Below are 14,767 nucleotides of genomic sequence, written 5' to 3'. Positions count from 1 at the left end.
GCGCTTGCGACACTGGTTGGGCTTGGCGGCATCACGCCGGCCATGGCCGACAACATGGTGAGGACATCGCTCAACGCTGACATCCGCGGCACCAATCCGGGCGTCACGCGCGACGGCAACACTGATGAAGTGCATGGCCACATGATCGAAGGGCTCGTAACCTATGCTGACGATTTCAGCATCATCCCCATGCTGGCAGAGACCTACGAGATATCCGAAGACGGGCGCACCTATACGTTCAAGCTCAGAAAGGGCGTAAAGTTTCACAATGGCGAGGAAATGACCGCCAGTGATGTGGAATGGTCCTGGAACCGCCTGGCGGGCGAAGCTTCCGAATCACACTGCAAGAACTTCTTCAACGGCGAGAACAATATCAAGGTAACGTCTGCCAAGGCACAGGGCGAAGATACCTTCGTCATCACCCTGGCGGAACCCTATTCGGTTTTTCTGGCGACGATGGCACGCTTCGACTGCGGTTCGATGGCCGTGCTGCACCCCGATTCGATGAATGACGACGGTAGCTGGAACAGGCCAATCGGCACTGGCCCCTACATGATGGGAGACCATGCACCGGGGCGCTATGTCGAGCTGAAACGTTTCGAGGACTATTCCAGCCGGGACGGGGAGCCCGATGGCTATGGTGGCGGCAAGAACGCCACGGTCGACGTGCTGCGGTGGGAGATTGTCGGCGAAGGCGCGGTATCGAAGACGGCACTTGTCGCCGGAGACCTTGATCTGGTCGATATCGACGCCATGACTGCTGCCGAACTCAAGGATCAACCGGACTTCAGCGTGGATGCAGCCGAGTCTGCCGTGTGGGACACCTACCTCCTCAACTCTGACGACCCGGTCCTCTCTGATGTCCGCATCCGCCGCGCCATGGCGCATGCGATCGACCCACAGCGCATCATGGCGGCCATCACCGAGGGCTTTGGCAAAGCCTCACCATCACCGGTGCCGCCGATGTCGGCCAACTACACCGATGTGCAGGCGAGATATCTCACCTATGACGTAGAGAAGGCCAAGGCGCTCTTGAAAGAGGCCGGTTACAACGGAGAGGAGATCACCATCCTCGCAACCCGCCGCAACGGCGCTTATTACGAACGGGCCTTGATGGCGCAGGCCATGCTGATGGATGCGGGCATCAATGCCAAGCTTGAAGTGGTCGAATGGGGCAGCCAGCTCGAAGCCTATCGCAACGGCTCCGGTTACCAGATGCAGAGCTTCACCTTTTCACCGCGCCTTCACGCCGGGCTCAGTTTCGAAATGTTTACCGGGGATGCTGCCCGCAAGGCATGGAAGAATCCGGAAGCGGTGGCGATGATGAACGAGTCCCTGCGGACGGGTGATCCGGAGGAGTTTCAGGCAAATATCGACTGGCTGCATGAAGCTTTCATTGAAGAAGTCCCCGCGATCGGACTTGGACACCGCACTCTTTTCACCGGCATGTCCAACAGGATTGACGGGTTCGAGAACTGGGGTGCGGGGCTGCTGCGCGGCTGGATGCTCAGAGTGAAAGACTGACGGAAGACCAGGGAGACGACCATGCCCATCTTCGTGCTCAAGCGCGTTCTGATGTCCATCCCCACCTTCGTGATCGTGGCGGTGATCATCTTCGCGCTGGTGCGGGCACTGCCCGGAGACCCTGCGTTGATGATGCTGGGCGGCAATATCGATGACGAGGCGACCCTGCTGCAGATGCGCAGGCAGTTGGGACTCGATCAGCCCATACCCGTGCAGTTCATCGTCTGGCTACGCGAGGTATTCTCTGGCAATCTGGGAACGTCCATCATGACGGGGCAGGAGGTGGGCAGCCTCCTGTGGCAGCGCTTCGGAGTGACGGCGACAGTCGTTCTTCTGGCCATGGGGTCTGCTCTGTTGGTGTCGATCCCCGCTGGCCTTCTGGCGGCGCACCGCCACAACAGCCGCACGGACTACGCCATCGTCTTCCTGACCATCCTCAAACTTTCCATGCCGAGCTTCTGGGTCGGGCTAATGCTTCTTGTCCTGTTCGGGGCGACACTGGGCTGGCTCCCGACTGTCGGTTTCGTTTCGATCAGCGACGATCTGGGCCGGGGCATGGTCTATCTCATTCTGCCGGTCACATCGCTGGCCCTTTCCGAGATAGCAGTTCTTACCCGCATGATGCGGGCAGGCAGTCTTGAGATCATGGGCCGGGACTACATCACGCACGCTCGCGCCAAGGGACTGCCTGAACGCAAGGTCCTGTGGCGCCATGTCTTTCCGAATGCATTCGCCCCCACACTGACCATGGTGGGCGTAATGCTTGCGGGACTGCTGGCAGGCGCGGCAGTGACCGAGACGGTTTTCACACTGCCTGGCCTCGGCAAGCTTCTGGTCGATTCCATCTATGCGCGGGACTATCCGGTGCTGCAGGGAGCACTCCTGTTCATCGCCGCAGTCTATGTACTGACCAATCTCATTGTCGACATCGCCTATTCCTTCTTCGACCCAAGGGTGCGTCTTTCATGAGTTTCTCGAAACGTATTTTGGGCAAGGCCAACGGGCTGGCCGGCATTATTCTCGTCAGCCTCGTTCTCGGTGTGGCATTGCTGGGCAGTGTCTACACGCCCCATGATCCTCTCAAGTCCGATCTGCTTAACAGGTTTGCGGAGAGTTCCCTTTCGCATCCGCTCGGCACTGACATGTTCGGGCGGGATATCCTGTCGCGCCTCATGCGTGGCGCATGGGTTTCCGTTTCAATCGGGTTTGCCACCCTGCTGATCCCGGTGGTTTTGGGAACACTGCTTGGCGCTGCGGCTGGTTACTTTCGTGGCTGGTTCGACCGTTCATTGATCGTCGTTCTGGATGCACTCATGGCCTTTCCGGGATTGCTTATCGCGCTCGGTTTGATGGCGATCATCGGGCCGAACCGATACGGGGTCATCTTGGCGCTTTCCGTGGCTTATCTGCCTGCCGTTACCCGCGTGGTGCGCGGCTCCGTACTCTCCGTCAGCCAGTCGGAGTTCGTCGAAGCATCCACGACCATGGGAAATTCGCGCTTCTACACGCTCCTGGTGCATGTTCTCCCCAATTGCGTTGCTCCACTCATTGTACTGACCACGATGATGTTTGGCTGGGTGCTTCTGGCGGAAAGCGCCCTGAGCTTCCTCGGTCTCGGCGTACCGCCGCCCGAACCGAGCTGGGGCAACATTCTCGCGGAAGCAAAGGCCCATCTGATGCGCTACCCGATGCTGGGGCTATTGCCAGGGCTTTGCATATCGGTGGCGCTCCTTGGCGTGAATTTCCTCGGCGACGCCCTGCGCGACGAGTTGGATCCGAAGTCCACCACCTCGAAGGAGGTCATCTGACATGACAGTCAGCACAGAACCCACACCTGTCCTTTCAGTCGATGATCTGGAGATTTCTTTTGGTACGCGGTCGGTGGTCAAGGGCGTGAGCTTTCGACTGGCTCCCGGAGAGATCATGGCGCTGGTTGGCGAAAGCGGCAGCGGCAAGAGCATGCTTGGACGGGCGATCATGGGGCTCTTGCCGCGCGGCGGAGCAGTGACGCGTGGGCGCATTATGTTCCAGAAGCACGAGGTAACGTCTCCAAGATCGCAGGAAGAGCTGCGATTGATACGCGGCAAGCAGGTCGGTCTGATTTTTCAGGAACCCCTCTCCTCACTCAATCCGAGTATGCGGATCGGTGAGCAGATGTATGAGGCGATGCGGGAACATACAGATCTGACCGAGACGCAGATCCGGGAGCGCGCGCTGGAAATGTTGCGACAGGTGAAACTGCGAAATCCGGAAGGACTCCTGAAGCGCTACCCGCATGAATTCTCCGGCGGAATGCGTCAGCGGATCATGATCGCCTCGGTAATGATGCTGAAGCCAGCGTTGCTGATCGCTGATGAACCGACCACCGCGCTAGACGCGGTCGTGCAGAAGGAAGTTCTGGACATCATGGCCGAGGTTGCTCGCGCCAATGGCACTGCGGTCATACTTATCTCGCACGATCTGGCGGTTGTTGCAGCATATGCTGCCCGGATCGCGGTCATGGAAAAGGGCGTCCTCGTTGAGGCTGGCACCACGCAGTCCGTGCTTGCACGCCCCGAGCATCACTATACCCGCAATCTTCTTGCCGCCACGCAACTTGGAGAGCCAAGTCCGGTCAAGGGAGAAGGAGGCCCGCCCCTGCTTGCTGTCGTGGGGTTGCGGGTGGAGTTCAGGGAAAAGCGCTTATTCGGCCTGCTGCGAGACACCACGACCCATGCGGTGCGCGATGTATCCCTGACGGTGCAACCCGGCGAGTTTGTGGGGCTCGTGGGCGAGAGCGGTAGCGGAAAGAGCACCATAGGCCGGTCGATCGGGAAGCTTGCTCCCAAGGCCGGAGGCCGTATCGTGTTCGACGGTCAGGATCTGGACGATTGCCCACCAGCTTTGGAGCGCCAGCTTCGCCGGCGCATCCGCTTTGTGTTTCAGGACCCCTATTCGTCGTTGAATCCGCGCATGCGGATCGGGCGCATCGTGCGCGAGGGCTTGCGGCAGGACGGAACCCTGTCCGAGGAGGCCAAACGTGCAAGAGCTGATGAAATGCTGGAGGCGGTCGGCCTGCCGCGTGGGATGGCGCAGCGCTTTCCGCACGCTTTATCCGGAGGGCAACGCCAGCGTGTCGCCATCGCCCGCGCCCTTATCAGCAAACCTGAACTGATCATCGCGGACGAGCCCGTCTCGGCGCTCGATGTTACAATCCAGGCGCAGATACTTGCGCTATTCAAGAAACTGCAGAGCGAATTCGGCTTCGCCTGCCTTTTTATCAGCCACGATCTTCATATCGTCGAGCAGCTGTGCGCGCGCCTGTACGTGCTCAACAAGGGCCGTATTATGGAACAGGCCGAAACCGGCGCACTCTTCGACGTCCCACGTCATCCCTACACACGACAATTGCTTTCTGCTTCACCACGACTGGAACGTATTCAGGAAGGGGTAAAGCTGGCATCAGACGATGGCGTTTGCGGTGCAGCGATGGACAAGCTCCCGTATTACGACGCGGCTGGCACTGAAACACCTTATCACCTCACCGAGGCCGCGCCCGGCCATTACGTTGCACTGCGCGGTGCGGCGGCACGGAAGGAATAGCAATGACCAAAAAAATCCATCGACCCTACGTCCCGCCACTCTATCGGGCCAGTGATGCGGAAACGCGAGAACTTGTGCGTACATATCCACTCGCGACGATCATCACGTCCCAACGCGGCGCAATGGAAGCAACGCAAACCCCACTATTCTTCGAAAGCGATGCCCCCGGCTGCAACACCGTCATCGGGCATATCGCGCGGATCAATCCGCAGGCCGAGGACGTCATGGAGCCGGGGCCGATCCTGGCGGTGTTCAACGGCCCGTCTGCATATGTGTCGCCAAGCTGGTATGTGGAAGACGAAGACGTGCCCACCTGGATTTATCAGGCGGTCCATCTGCGCGGTGAGGTAGAGCCGGTCGGGTGTGCGGATATGCGCGCCTTGATGGAAGACATAATTCGCCTGTCTGAACACCGCATAGGCGGCGCGTGGCAGCTAGACAGGATCTCCGAAGCGGACATTGCCCGCATGATGCCGAGAATTGTGGGCTTTCGAATTCAGATCACGGCCCTGAACGGTATTTCAAAACTGGAGCAGACACGGTCGGCCAGAAATCGCAACGGCGTTGCAGGAGCACTGGAGCACGGCCAGGAAATCGGACGCGACGTGTTGGCCGGATTGCTCTGTGAATAGATGGAGTGGTTGGTGCGGTTGTTGCCGGTTTCTGGGGCGAGCGGGCCCCAAGGTCTGGACGCTTCGTCAGCGAAGTCGCCACCCCATTTCGAAATCAAACATTCAGGCTCAGCATCTTTCTGAGCAACGTGCTGAGCTGCCGGGTTTCTTCCTCGGTCAATCGCGCCGCAATCCGTTCCTGATAGGACTGGGTAAGCTGGAATGTCTCCATTATCGCGGCTCTCCGCCCTCGTGATGAGGAAGTTCAGGCCTGCGGCTGCTCTCTGAAAGCCCGCACGGCGGCCATGAAGGCATCGACGATCACCGCGCGTTCATCGGCGAGCGTGAAAGCCACCTCATCATACATGCGGCTCATCTCATGCACGGGTATGCGCCGCACGGCATCCGTACGGCCCGTGCCGTGCCGCCACATGAACCCGACACCCAAATCGTTGGCCACCGCCTCATAGGCGGCGTCGCGCGTATCGAGCAGCAGCAGCGGCGAAGGTTCGAAACCGGCATTGCGAAAGGCGCGGTCGACCACACGCTGGGTGGAAGACCCGCGCGTGCGGAAGATCAACGGCGCATCCATCAGCGCGGCGCAGGTGAAGGTGCGCACACGCGCCAGCGGGTTGTCGGCATGAACCACCGCAACCACATCCTGCCGCACCAGAAGCTCGGTCCGGAACCGGCCATCGACCGGAACATCCGGCAGCACGCCCACATCCACCTCGCGCGCCAGCACCGCCTTGACGATCTTCTCAAACGATCCCGTTTCCACCGCCACCGATACGCTGGGATGCCGCTTGCGGAAAAGGGCGATGACGGCCATGCCGGGCATCGAGTTTCCAAGCCCCACGGAGAGGCGGCCATCGAGCAGGGTCGTGTGGCGGGTAAGGATGCGTTCGGCCTCGCGCTCCTCCTCGCTCATCCGCTCGGCGATGTCGCATAACTGCTCGCAGACGGGCGTCGGATGCAGCACGCCGTTCCGGCGCAGAAACAGCCGCACCCCGTATTCCGCTTCCACATCGCGCACATGCTGCGAGACAGCCGGCTGCGAGATGCCAAGCTGCCGGCCGGCGGCTGCGTAGGAGCCGCCATGCGCCACGGCGTTGATCGCGCGAATGCGCGAGAGCGTTATCGGCATGTTTCAACACCCAAGGAGTTTCTTTGCCCGGACCAAGGAATATCCTCGGTTTGTTACAGCAGTGTCACAGAGCCCGCGCAGGGTGACGGCAGAACAGAACTGCAAACCAGCTTCATCGCCAGGCAGCACCAGGGTCAGGACCCGGGCGACTCCGGTCACCACCGGCGCGCCCTGCCGCGTGAAGCCGGCTCAGAAGGATACTGCCGTTTCATGCACCCGGTCTCTTCCATGGCCAGCCTCTCGCAGCAGCCGCTCGACCACTACGAAGCCATCCTGTGCGATCTCGACGGCTGCCTGATCAGCGGCGCACACGTCTATGAAGGCGCACGGGAGTTCGTGCGCCGCAATCGCGACCGTCTGTGGATCGTCTCCAACAATTCCTCCGACACGGCAGAGACACTGGCGAAGCGGCTCGCCGGCCTCGGCTTCGACATTGATGCCCGCCACATCGTTCTCGCCGGCGAGCAGACCCTGCGAAGGCTCGCCCGCAGCGCCCCCGGCGCACGGGTCGCGGTCTATGCCGATGCGCCGCTCGCCGAACTGGCTGTCGCGCTCGGCCTCACCCTCGATACGGACGCACCGCAGGTGACCGTTCTGGCGCGCCAGACGCGGTTTGATCTTGGATGCCTGACCCGGCTTGCCCGGCAGGTCGATGCCGGCGCGGCGCTGCATGTGACAAATCTCGACAGAACACACCCCGGCCCCGACGGAGAGCCGGTGCCGGAAACCGGCGCGCTTCTGGCAGCGCTGCGGACCTGCTGCCCGGACATCGCCTTCCGCTCGCTCGGCAAACCCTCGGCCGAACTGCTGGACATCGTTCTGGACGACGCCGGGGTCGACGCCGGCCACGCTGTCTTCATTGGCGACAACCCGGACACCGATGGTCTGGCGGCACAGGCCGCCGGGATGGCGTTCCTGCGCATAGAGCAGCCCGCACCAAAGCCTGCGGCAACCGCGTCCATCCGCAAACCCGCCACCGAAAACGGGAGAGCATCATGCTGACCTACCTCGCCCGAACGATCATCAAGCTTGCGGTGACGTTCTTCGCCATCGTGACGCTCGTTTTCTTCGCCACACGCCTGTCCGGCAGCCCCATCGACTTCGTCATCGGCGAAGGCATCACCCAGGAAGACCGCGCTCTGCTGATCAGCTATTACGGCCTCGACCAACCGGTCTGGTCGCAGTACCGCGCCTTCCTCACCTCCTTCTTCGACGGGCAGTTCGGCCTCTCCTTCGTGGAGCGGCGGCCGGTGGCGGAGATCGTCGCCGAACGCGTCTGGCCATCCCTGCAACTGCTTTTGAGCAGCGTCGCGCTCACACTGGCCGTCGCGCTTCCGCTGGGCATTCTCGGTGCGGTCTATCGCAAATCCTGGATCGGCAGCGCGGTGATGATGCTCGCCTTTCTTGGCTACGCCGTTCCCAACTTCGTGCTCGCCACCTTCATGATCCTCGTGTTCGCCTACTGGCTGAACTGGCTTCCGGTGGTGGGCAATGGAAGCTTCTGGCACTTCATCATGCCGACCATCACCATGTCGGGCGTTCTGATCGCCGGACTGACGCGCTTCACCCGCAACGCGATGCTTGATGTGCTCGGCCAGGATTACATGCGCACAGCCCGAGCCAAGGGCCTCTCGGAATCCGACGTCATCTTCAAACACGGCCTGCGCAACGCCTCGATCACCATCCTCTCGGTGGTGGGGCTTCAGATCGCCGGGCTCGCCGCTGCCGGCAGCGTGGTCGTTGAAGCGATCTTCGCCTGGCCCGGCATTGGAGACCTTTTGGTCCGTTCGGCCATCATGCGCGACTACCCGGTTCTGCAATTCGGCGTCATCGCCGTCTCCATCGCCGTCCTCTTCATCAATGCCGCCGTCGACATCGCCTACGCCTATGCCGACCCGCGCATCCGTCTTGGAAAGGCCTGATCGATGGCCGACATCACCGCCTCCCCCTCCTCTCCCGCACGCAACCGCCTCGAAGGTCTCGTTGCGCTCTGGCAGGATGCGGACGCCATCCAGCGCATGGCGATGGTTCTGGCCATCCTCCTCGTGGCCGCTGCAATTCTGGCCCCCCTGCTCGCGCCCTTTGCGCCTGAGCATCAGAGCCTGATCGCACGACTGCGCCCGCCCATCGGCTTCGAGCGCTACAGGGACGGCTACCTGCTCGGCACGGACGAGCTCGGCCGCGACGTTCTCTCCCGCTCGCTCTATGGCCTGCGCCTGACGCTGACGCTCGCGCTGCTCGGATCGACCATCGGCCTGGTGATCGGTGCCGTTCTCGGTGTTCTTGCGGGCCTGATCGGCGGTGTGTTCGAGGATCTCGTCATGGGGCTGGTGGACACGCAGATCGCCATTCCCTTCACCCTGATCGCCCTTTTGCTTCTGTCCATCTTCGGCTCGAGCCTTCAGATCATGGTTCTGGTGCTCGGCATCCACGGCTGGGAACAGTCGGCGCGGATTGTGCGCGGCGAGGTGCGCAAGCTCACGCAGATGCCCTTCATCGAAGCCGCCCGTTCGGCGGGCGCCACCGACGCGCGGATCGCCTTCCGGCACATATTGCCAAACGTGGTCTCTCCGCTCGTGGTGCAGTTCACCCTGTCCTTTTCCAACATCGTCCTGCTGGAATCGACGCTTTCCTTCCTCGGGCTCGGCGTTCAGCCGCCAACCGCCACGCTCGGTGCGATGGTCGGCATCGGCCGCGATTACATGCCGACCGCTCCGTGGATCGTCGTCGTTCCGGCCCTGATGATCCTGCTTGTCACCTTCGCGGTGCAAATCCTTGGCGACTGGCTGCGTGACCGGGCGGATGTCCGCCTGCGCGCCCGCTAGTCGCCCTGAAAAGAGGCCGGCAAGGCCCGAACAGTCAACCAGCCACCCAAATCCTGGAGCCAGACATGAAACGACTTCTCGCAACCACCGCCATCGCGGCGCTGTTCGCAGCGCCCGCCTTCGCGGTCGAACTCACCGTCGGTGCGGCCAATGTCGCCCCCTATCTCGACCCCGGCCGCGACCACTCCAATGTCGGCTCGCAGTTCTACCACAACGCCTTCGACACGCTGATCGCCAAGACCGTTGTTGACGGTGAGACCGTGTGGAAGCCCGCCCTCGCCACCGAGTGGACACTGATCGAACCGACCGTGATGGAGCTTAAGCTGCGCGAAGGCGTCAAGTTCCACAATGGCGAAGACATGACGGCCGACGATGTCGTGTTCTCGCTGAACCGCATGTATCAGGCGACCTTCCCGCCCTATCAGGTGCGCTCGCGTGACCGGCTCAGCAATTTCGCGAAAGCCGAGAAGATCGACGACCACACGATCCGCATCCACGCCAAGCGTGAAGAGCCCCTGTGGGAGACGCTCCTGAACCTCCAGCAGGTCATGATCATTCCCGAGGATTACACCAAGGGGCTCACCGGCGATCCGGCCGTTGCCGAGAATGACGACTTCGAGGCGTTTTCCCTAAAGCCGGTCGGCACCGGTCCCTACAGGATCGCCACCTTCTCGCCCGGCGAAGAATTGGTCTATGAGCGTTTCGCCGATTTCTGGGGCGACAGCGCGCCGCTTGATCGCGTCACCGTCAAGCGCATGCCCGAAACCGCCTCGCGCATGACCGCGCTCAAGACCGGCGAAGCTGACATCATCACCAATGTCGCTCCCGACCAGCTTGCGCTGATCGAAAGCGACCCGGCGCTGAAGACCGTCGGCGCGCCGACCGCCCTCTTCCACGTGATGATCATGAACATGAATCATCCCAGGCTTGAGGACCCGCGCATCCGCCAGGCCATGAGCCTCGCCATCGACCGCGACATGCTCAACGAAGCGCTCTGGCTCGGCAAGGCGGTCGTTCCTTCCTCGCACACGATGGAAGAGTTCGGCCCGCTCTACATGCCGGAGCTGAAGACCTTCGAATACGACCCGGAGAAAGCAAAGGCGCTGCTTGAGGAAGCTGGCTATGACGGCTTCGAGATCACCTTCGACACCGCTCCGACCTACTACACCAATGGCCTTCTCGCCGCGCAGGCGATCATGGAAATGTGGGCCGAAGTCGGCATCAACGGCAAGGTGCAGGTGGGCGACAAATGGACCGGCAACGCGCCGGAGATGATGGCCCGCAACTGGTCGAACCCGATGTACTTTTCCGACCCGTTCGGCTCCTTCGGCGTCATGTGGGCTCCCAATGGGCCTTCCGAATCCGAAGGCCGCTTCAACACCGATGAAGACTATGCGGAGATCTGGGAGCGGTTCCGCTTCTCCGACGACGTGGAAACGCGCAAGGCGGCCTATGCCGAGCTGATGGACCGTATCAAGGCCAATCCGCCCGTGCTGCCGCTCTACCGCCCCTACGAATCCTGGGCGATGCGTCAGGACGTGAACTGGGCTCCGCAGCCCGGCAACATCCCCTACGTGCTCGACTTCCGCGCCGGCGCGATCGACTTCGCCAGCAACTGACGTTCCGGCCCGCGCCGCCAGACCGGCGCGGGCCCTCCTTCACAATTCGAGGAACCAACCATGTCGACCCGTATCTGCCTCGTCGCCGACATTCACCACGGCAAGCCGTCCCTGACCAAGCGCGGCGACACCGCGCTGGAGCTGATGGACGACTTCGCCCGCTTCACCAATGATGCCCGTCCCGATCTCGTGATCGATCTGGGCGACCGCATATCCGATCAGGACCGCGACACGGACCTCGTTCTGGAACGCGAGGTGGCCGAGGCCTTCAAGGCCGTCGAAGCCCCGGTCTGCCACATCAACGGCAACCATGACCGCGACCATCTGGAAGTTGCCGACAACGAGGACATTCTCGGTCAGGCGCTGGGCCACCAGACGCTCGACATCGGCGACTGGCGCATCGCCCTCTGGCGCGCCGACACCTTCATCCGTCGCGGGCCGGATGTGAGCGGCTTCCAGCTTGGCGAGCCCGACATCCTGTGGCTCTCGCGCACCGTTCAGAACGCCGACCGCCCACTGCTGGTGCTGAGCCATGTGCCCGTCTCCGGCCATTCGCAGATCGGCAATTACTATTTCGAGTCCAATCCGGGCGTCTCCACCTACCCGCAGGCGGCCCGCGCCCGCGCAGCGCTCGCTCAGGCGCGCGTTCCCGTTGTCTGCGTCGCCGGCCATGTCCACTGGAACACCATCACCCGCGTTGACGGCATCACCCACCTCACCCAGCAGTCGCTGACCGAGAGCTTCACCACGCAGGGCGACCCGGCCGGCGCCATGGGAATGCTCGAGCTGGACGGCACCAGCGTGCGCTGGCGCGTGGAGGGCAAGGACCCCATCGATCACGCTTTCACCGCGACCGCCACACGCTGGACACCGCCGGTGCCGCCGTTCCACGAACTCCCGGACGTCGTCGCACGCAAGCGCGGAGAGCCGGCATGAGCACGCCCGTCCTCTCGGTCGAAAACCTCCACGTCGCCTTCGGCAACCACGCTGCCGTGAAGGATCTTTCCTTCAGCATAGCAGCGCGCGAAACGGTTGCCCTGGTGGGAGAGTCAGGCTCTGGAAAGTCGGCGACCGCCCTTTCCATCATGCGCCTGATCGAACGGGAGGGCGGGCGCATCACCTCCGGCGCGATACGGCTGATGGGCGACGAGCCCACAGACATCGCAGCCCTTTCAGACAATGCCATGCGTGCGCTGCGGGGCCGGCAGGTCTCGATGGTCTTTCAGGAACCCATGACCTCGCTCAATCCGGTTCTGACCATCGGTGAGCAGATCTGCGAGGTGTTTATCCGGCACAACAAAATGTCGCGCCTGGCGGCCACTCAGGCAGCCACCGAAGCGCTCGACAAAGTGCGCATTCCCGAACCCGCGCGCCGCCTCAAACAGTATCCCCACGAATTGTCCGGCGGCCTGCGCCAGCGCGTGATGATCGCCATGGCGCTTGCCTGCCGACCACGCCTCCTGATCGCAGACGAACCGACCACCGCGCTCGATGTCACCACGCAGGCGGAGATCCTTTCGCTGATCCGTCAGTTGCAGGAAGAGATCGGCATGGCTGTCCTGTTCATCACGCACGACATGGGCGTGGTGGCCGAGGTGGCCGACCGCGTCGTCGTCATGCGTCACGGCGTGAAGGAAGAGGAGGCCGGGGTCGAAGACCTGTTCGCCCGGCCGCAGGCTGCCTATTCACGCCAGCTCATGGAAGCCACCCCGAGGCTCGGCGCTGGCGCGCCCCGGCTTCAGGGCGTTCGCAACACCATCCTCGAAGTGAACGGCCTCACCACCCGCTTTGCCGGCAAACGCAGCATTCTTGGGCGGAGCGGAAAGGCGTTCACCGCCGTCAACAATGCGTCCCTCACCCTGCGCGCCGGCGAAACCCTTGGGCTGGTGGGCGAATCCGGTTGTGGCAAGTCGACCCTCGCCCGTTCGATCCTGCGTCTGGTGGAGCCCGTTGAGGGGACAGTCAGAATTGCCGGCCATGACATGATGCAGCTCGACCGGCAGGGCCTGCGCGCCGCCCGCCGGGATGCCCAGATGGTCTTTCAGGACCCCTATGCCAGCCTCAACCCGCGCCTTCCGGTTCATGAGCTGATCACCGAGCCGGCCCGCATTCACGGCATGGTTCGGCCATCGGACTGCCGTGACATGGCTGTCAGCCTTGTGGAGAGGGTCGGGCTGGAAGCCGATGCAGTCGACCGCTTCCCGCACCAGTTTTCCGGCGGCCAGCGCCAGCGCCTGTGCATTGCGCGCGCCCTGTCGGTCAAGCCAAGGCTGATCGTCGCCGACGAGGCCGTGTCGGCGCTCGACGTCTCCATCGCCCGGCAGGTGACCGACCTGATGCTCGACCTGCAGAGAAGCGACGGCCTCGCCTTTCTCTTCATCAGCCACGACATTGCAGTGGTGGAGCGTGTGAGCCATCGTGTTGCTGTCATGTTCGCTGGCGAGATCGTCGAGACGGGGCTGACCGACGACGTGCTTTCAAACCCGCAGCACGCCTACACCAAGCGCCTGCTTTCCGCCGTTCCCCGCGCCGATCCGTCTCTCCGGAAAAACCGCCGCACCGCATCCGACACCGGCTCTCTGCTCCCAGCGGATAACCTTCCCATGGCCGTGCAACGGGGTGACATGAGCGCCCAACGCGAAATGGCTTAAACGCTGACGGAGGGCAACCGTTGGGTGCGCATAAATCCGCGCCCCGCGGCCTGACGTCAAGCGGGTTTGTGAGTGGTTGGTGCGGTTGTTGCCGGTTTTGGGGCGGAGAGGTCCCAAGGTCTGGGCGCTTCGTCAACGCAGTCGTCTGACGCGGGCATTGCGGAACAGATACAGGGCGCAGAGCACCGTCGCTAAAAGCGTCATGGCAAGGAAGGGCAACGCGCCTCGGTTCAAGCCCGGAAACATGAAGAAGACGATGGCTGCGCCGATGATCGCAGTCAGGTAATTGGCGGAGACCAGTCCGGCGGGGCCATCTCGAACGAGGTGAACTCGAACCCGGGAGCGACCGTGCAACTGACCAGCGTGAACGCGCCCGTGCTCTCGGCCGATTGCCAACATCCGGCCGGCACCACGCGTTGGGGACGTTCCCCAGCAGCGATATGGGGACCGAGGAGAAATTCGACGGCCGGCTCCCCCGGTTCCGCAATACCGAGCTTCAACGGAGCGCCGGCATGAAAGAGCCAGATCTCAGATGCATCGGTGACGCGATGCCAATGGGATCTCTCACCCTTCTGCAGCAGATAATAGATCGCGGTCTGCACGGCCCGGCCATTGATTTCACGATCGCGGAATGTTTCGACATAGTGGCCGCCTTCGGGATGAGGCTGCATGCCGAGTGCCGAAATGATGTCAGCTGCCGAGGTGACCGCACTTCCGTTCATATCAAAAACTGCCTTTCATTTCATTTGACGCCCAGGGGAAGCCCCTTTCATGGAGCCCTCTCCCGAGCCGGGATGCCTGCCGAGCA

13 protein-coding genes are annotated in these 14,767 nt (G+C 62.3%); 11 read left to right on the top strand and 2 right to left on the bottom strand.

Annotated features, from left to right (window positions below):
• The first annotated feature begins 42 nt into the window (after positions 1-42).
• Genes ACRTG1_RS05405 through ACRTG1_RS05385 form a run of 5 tightly spaced genes read left to right on the top strand, consistent with a single transcriptional unit; the run spans position 43 to position 5,738 of the window.
• Positions 43-1,524: an ABC transporter substrate-binding protein gene (locus tag ACRTG1_RS05405; protein ID WP_206994310.1), complete on the top strand. Its 1,482-nt coding sequence runs from the start codon at positions 43-45 to the stop codon at positions 1,522-1,524.
• Positions 1,525-1,545: 21 nt separating this feature from the next.
• Complete coding sequence (locus tag ACRTG1_RS05400) at positions 1,546-2,493, top strand: ABC transporter permease (RefSeq protein WP_113154041.1); 948 nt, start codon at positions 1,546-1,548, stop codon at positions 2,491-2,493.
• Positions 2,490-3,332: an ABC transporter permease gene (locus ACRTG1_RS05395; RefSeq protein ID WP_206544524.1), complete on the top strand. Its 843-nt coding sequence runs from the start codon at positions 2,490-2,492 to the stop codon at positions 3,330-3,332. Before ACRTG1_RS05400 ends, ACRTG1_RS05395 begins: the two co-directional genes overlap by 4 nt.
• Position 3,333: 1 nt before the next feature.
• Positions 3,334-5,106 (top strand): dipeptide ABC transporter ATP-binding protein, encoded by a 1,773-nt coding sequence (locus ACRTG1_RS05390; protein ID WP_113154039.1) that lies wholly within the window; start codon positions 3,334-3,336, stop codon positions 5,104-5,106.
• 2 nt (positions 5,107-5,108) lie between these two features.
• Positions 5,109-5,738: an FMN-binding negative transcriptional regulator gene (locus ACRTG1_RS05385; protein WP_113154038.1), complete on the top strand. Its 630-nt coding sequence runs from the start codon at positions 5,109-5,111 to the stop codon at positions 5,736-5,738.
• Between the two features lie 244 nt (positions 5,739-5,982).
• Here the strand turns inward: ACRTG1_RS05385 and ACRTG1_RS05380 are convergent, their stop codons facing one another.
• Positions 5,983-6,864, bottom strand: a complete 882-nt coding sequence (locus tag ACRTG1_RS05380; protein ID WP_113154037.1) for a LysR substrate-binding domain-containing protein — start codon at positions 6,862-6,864, stop codon at positions 5,983-5,985.
• Between the two features lie 210 nt (positions 6,865-7,074).
• Here ACRTG1_RS05380 and ACRTG1_RS05375 point away from each other — a divergent pair, with 210 nt between their 5' ends.
• The 6 genes from ACRTG1_RS05375 (at position 7,075) to ACRTG1_RS05350 (ending at position 13,959) form a co-directional block, all read left to right on the top strand.
• A complete protein-coding gene (locus ACRTG1_RS05375) occupies positions 7,075-7,866 on the top strand; it encodes an HAD-IIA family hydrolase (RefSeq protein ID WP_113154036.1) in 792 nt (263 codons plus the stop codon).
• Positions 7,860-8,786: an ABC transporter permease gene (locus ACRTG1_RS05370; RefSeq protein WP_113154035.1), complete on the top strand. Its 927-nt coding sequence runs from the start codon at positions 7,860-7,862 to the stop codon at positions 8,784-8,786. Before ACRTG1_RS05375 ends, ACRTG1_RS05370 begins: the two co-directional genes overlap by 7 nt.
• A 3-nt stretch (positions 8,787-8,789) precedes the next feature.
• Complete coding sequence (locus ACRTG1_RS05365; RefSeq protein ID WP_113154034.1) at positions 8,790-9,689, top strand: ABC transporter permease; 900 nt, start codon at positions 8,790-8,792, stop codon at positions 9,687-9,689.
• Between the two features lie 65 nt (positions 9,690-9,754).
• On the top strand, positions 9,755-11,308 hold the full coding sequence (locus ACRTG1_RS05360; protein ID WP_113154033.1) for an ABC transporter substrate-binding protein: 1,554 nt from the start codon (positions 9,755-9,757) through the stop codon (positions 11,306-11,308).
• A gap of 60 nt (positions 11,309-11,368) precedes the next feature.
• Positions 11,369-12,244, top strand: coding sequence for a metallophosphoesterase family protein (locus tag ACRTG1_RS05355; protein ID WP_206544521.1), 876 nt, complete (start codon positions 11,369-11,371; stop codon positions 12,242-12,244).
• Positions 12,241-13,959, top strand: a complete 1,719-nt coding sequence (locus ACRTG1_RS05350) for an ABC transporter ATP-binding protein (RefSeq protein WP_432515863.1) — start codon at positions 12,241-12,243, stop codon at positions 13,957-13,959. Before ACRTG1_RS05355 ends, ACRTG1_RS05350 begins: the two co-directional genes overlap by 4 nt.
• 278 nt (positions 13,960-14,237) lie before the next feature.
• Here the strand turns inward: ACRTG1_RS05350 and ACRTG1_RS05345 are convergent, their stop codons facing one another.
• Positions 14,238-14,681 (bottom strand): cupin domain-containing protein, encoded by a 444-nt coding sequence (locus ACRTG1_RS05345; RefSeq protein WP_432515862.1) that lies wholly within the window; start codon positions 14,679-14,681, stop codon positions 14,238-14,240.
• Positions 14,682-14,767: the final 86 nt, after the last annotated feature.

The organism is Nitratireductor sp. PBL-C9 (assembly GCF_050877045.1).
GTDB classification, from domain to species: Bacteria; Pseudomonadota; Alphaproteobacteria; order Rhizobiales; family Rhizobiaceae; genus Nitratireductor; species Nitratireductor aquimarinus.
The sequence above is the reverse complement of the archived record's forward strand: the minus strand, read 5'-3'. Positions and strand labels throughout refer to the sequence as shown.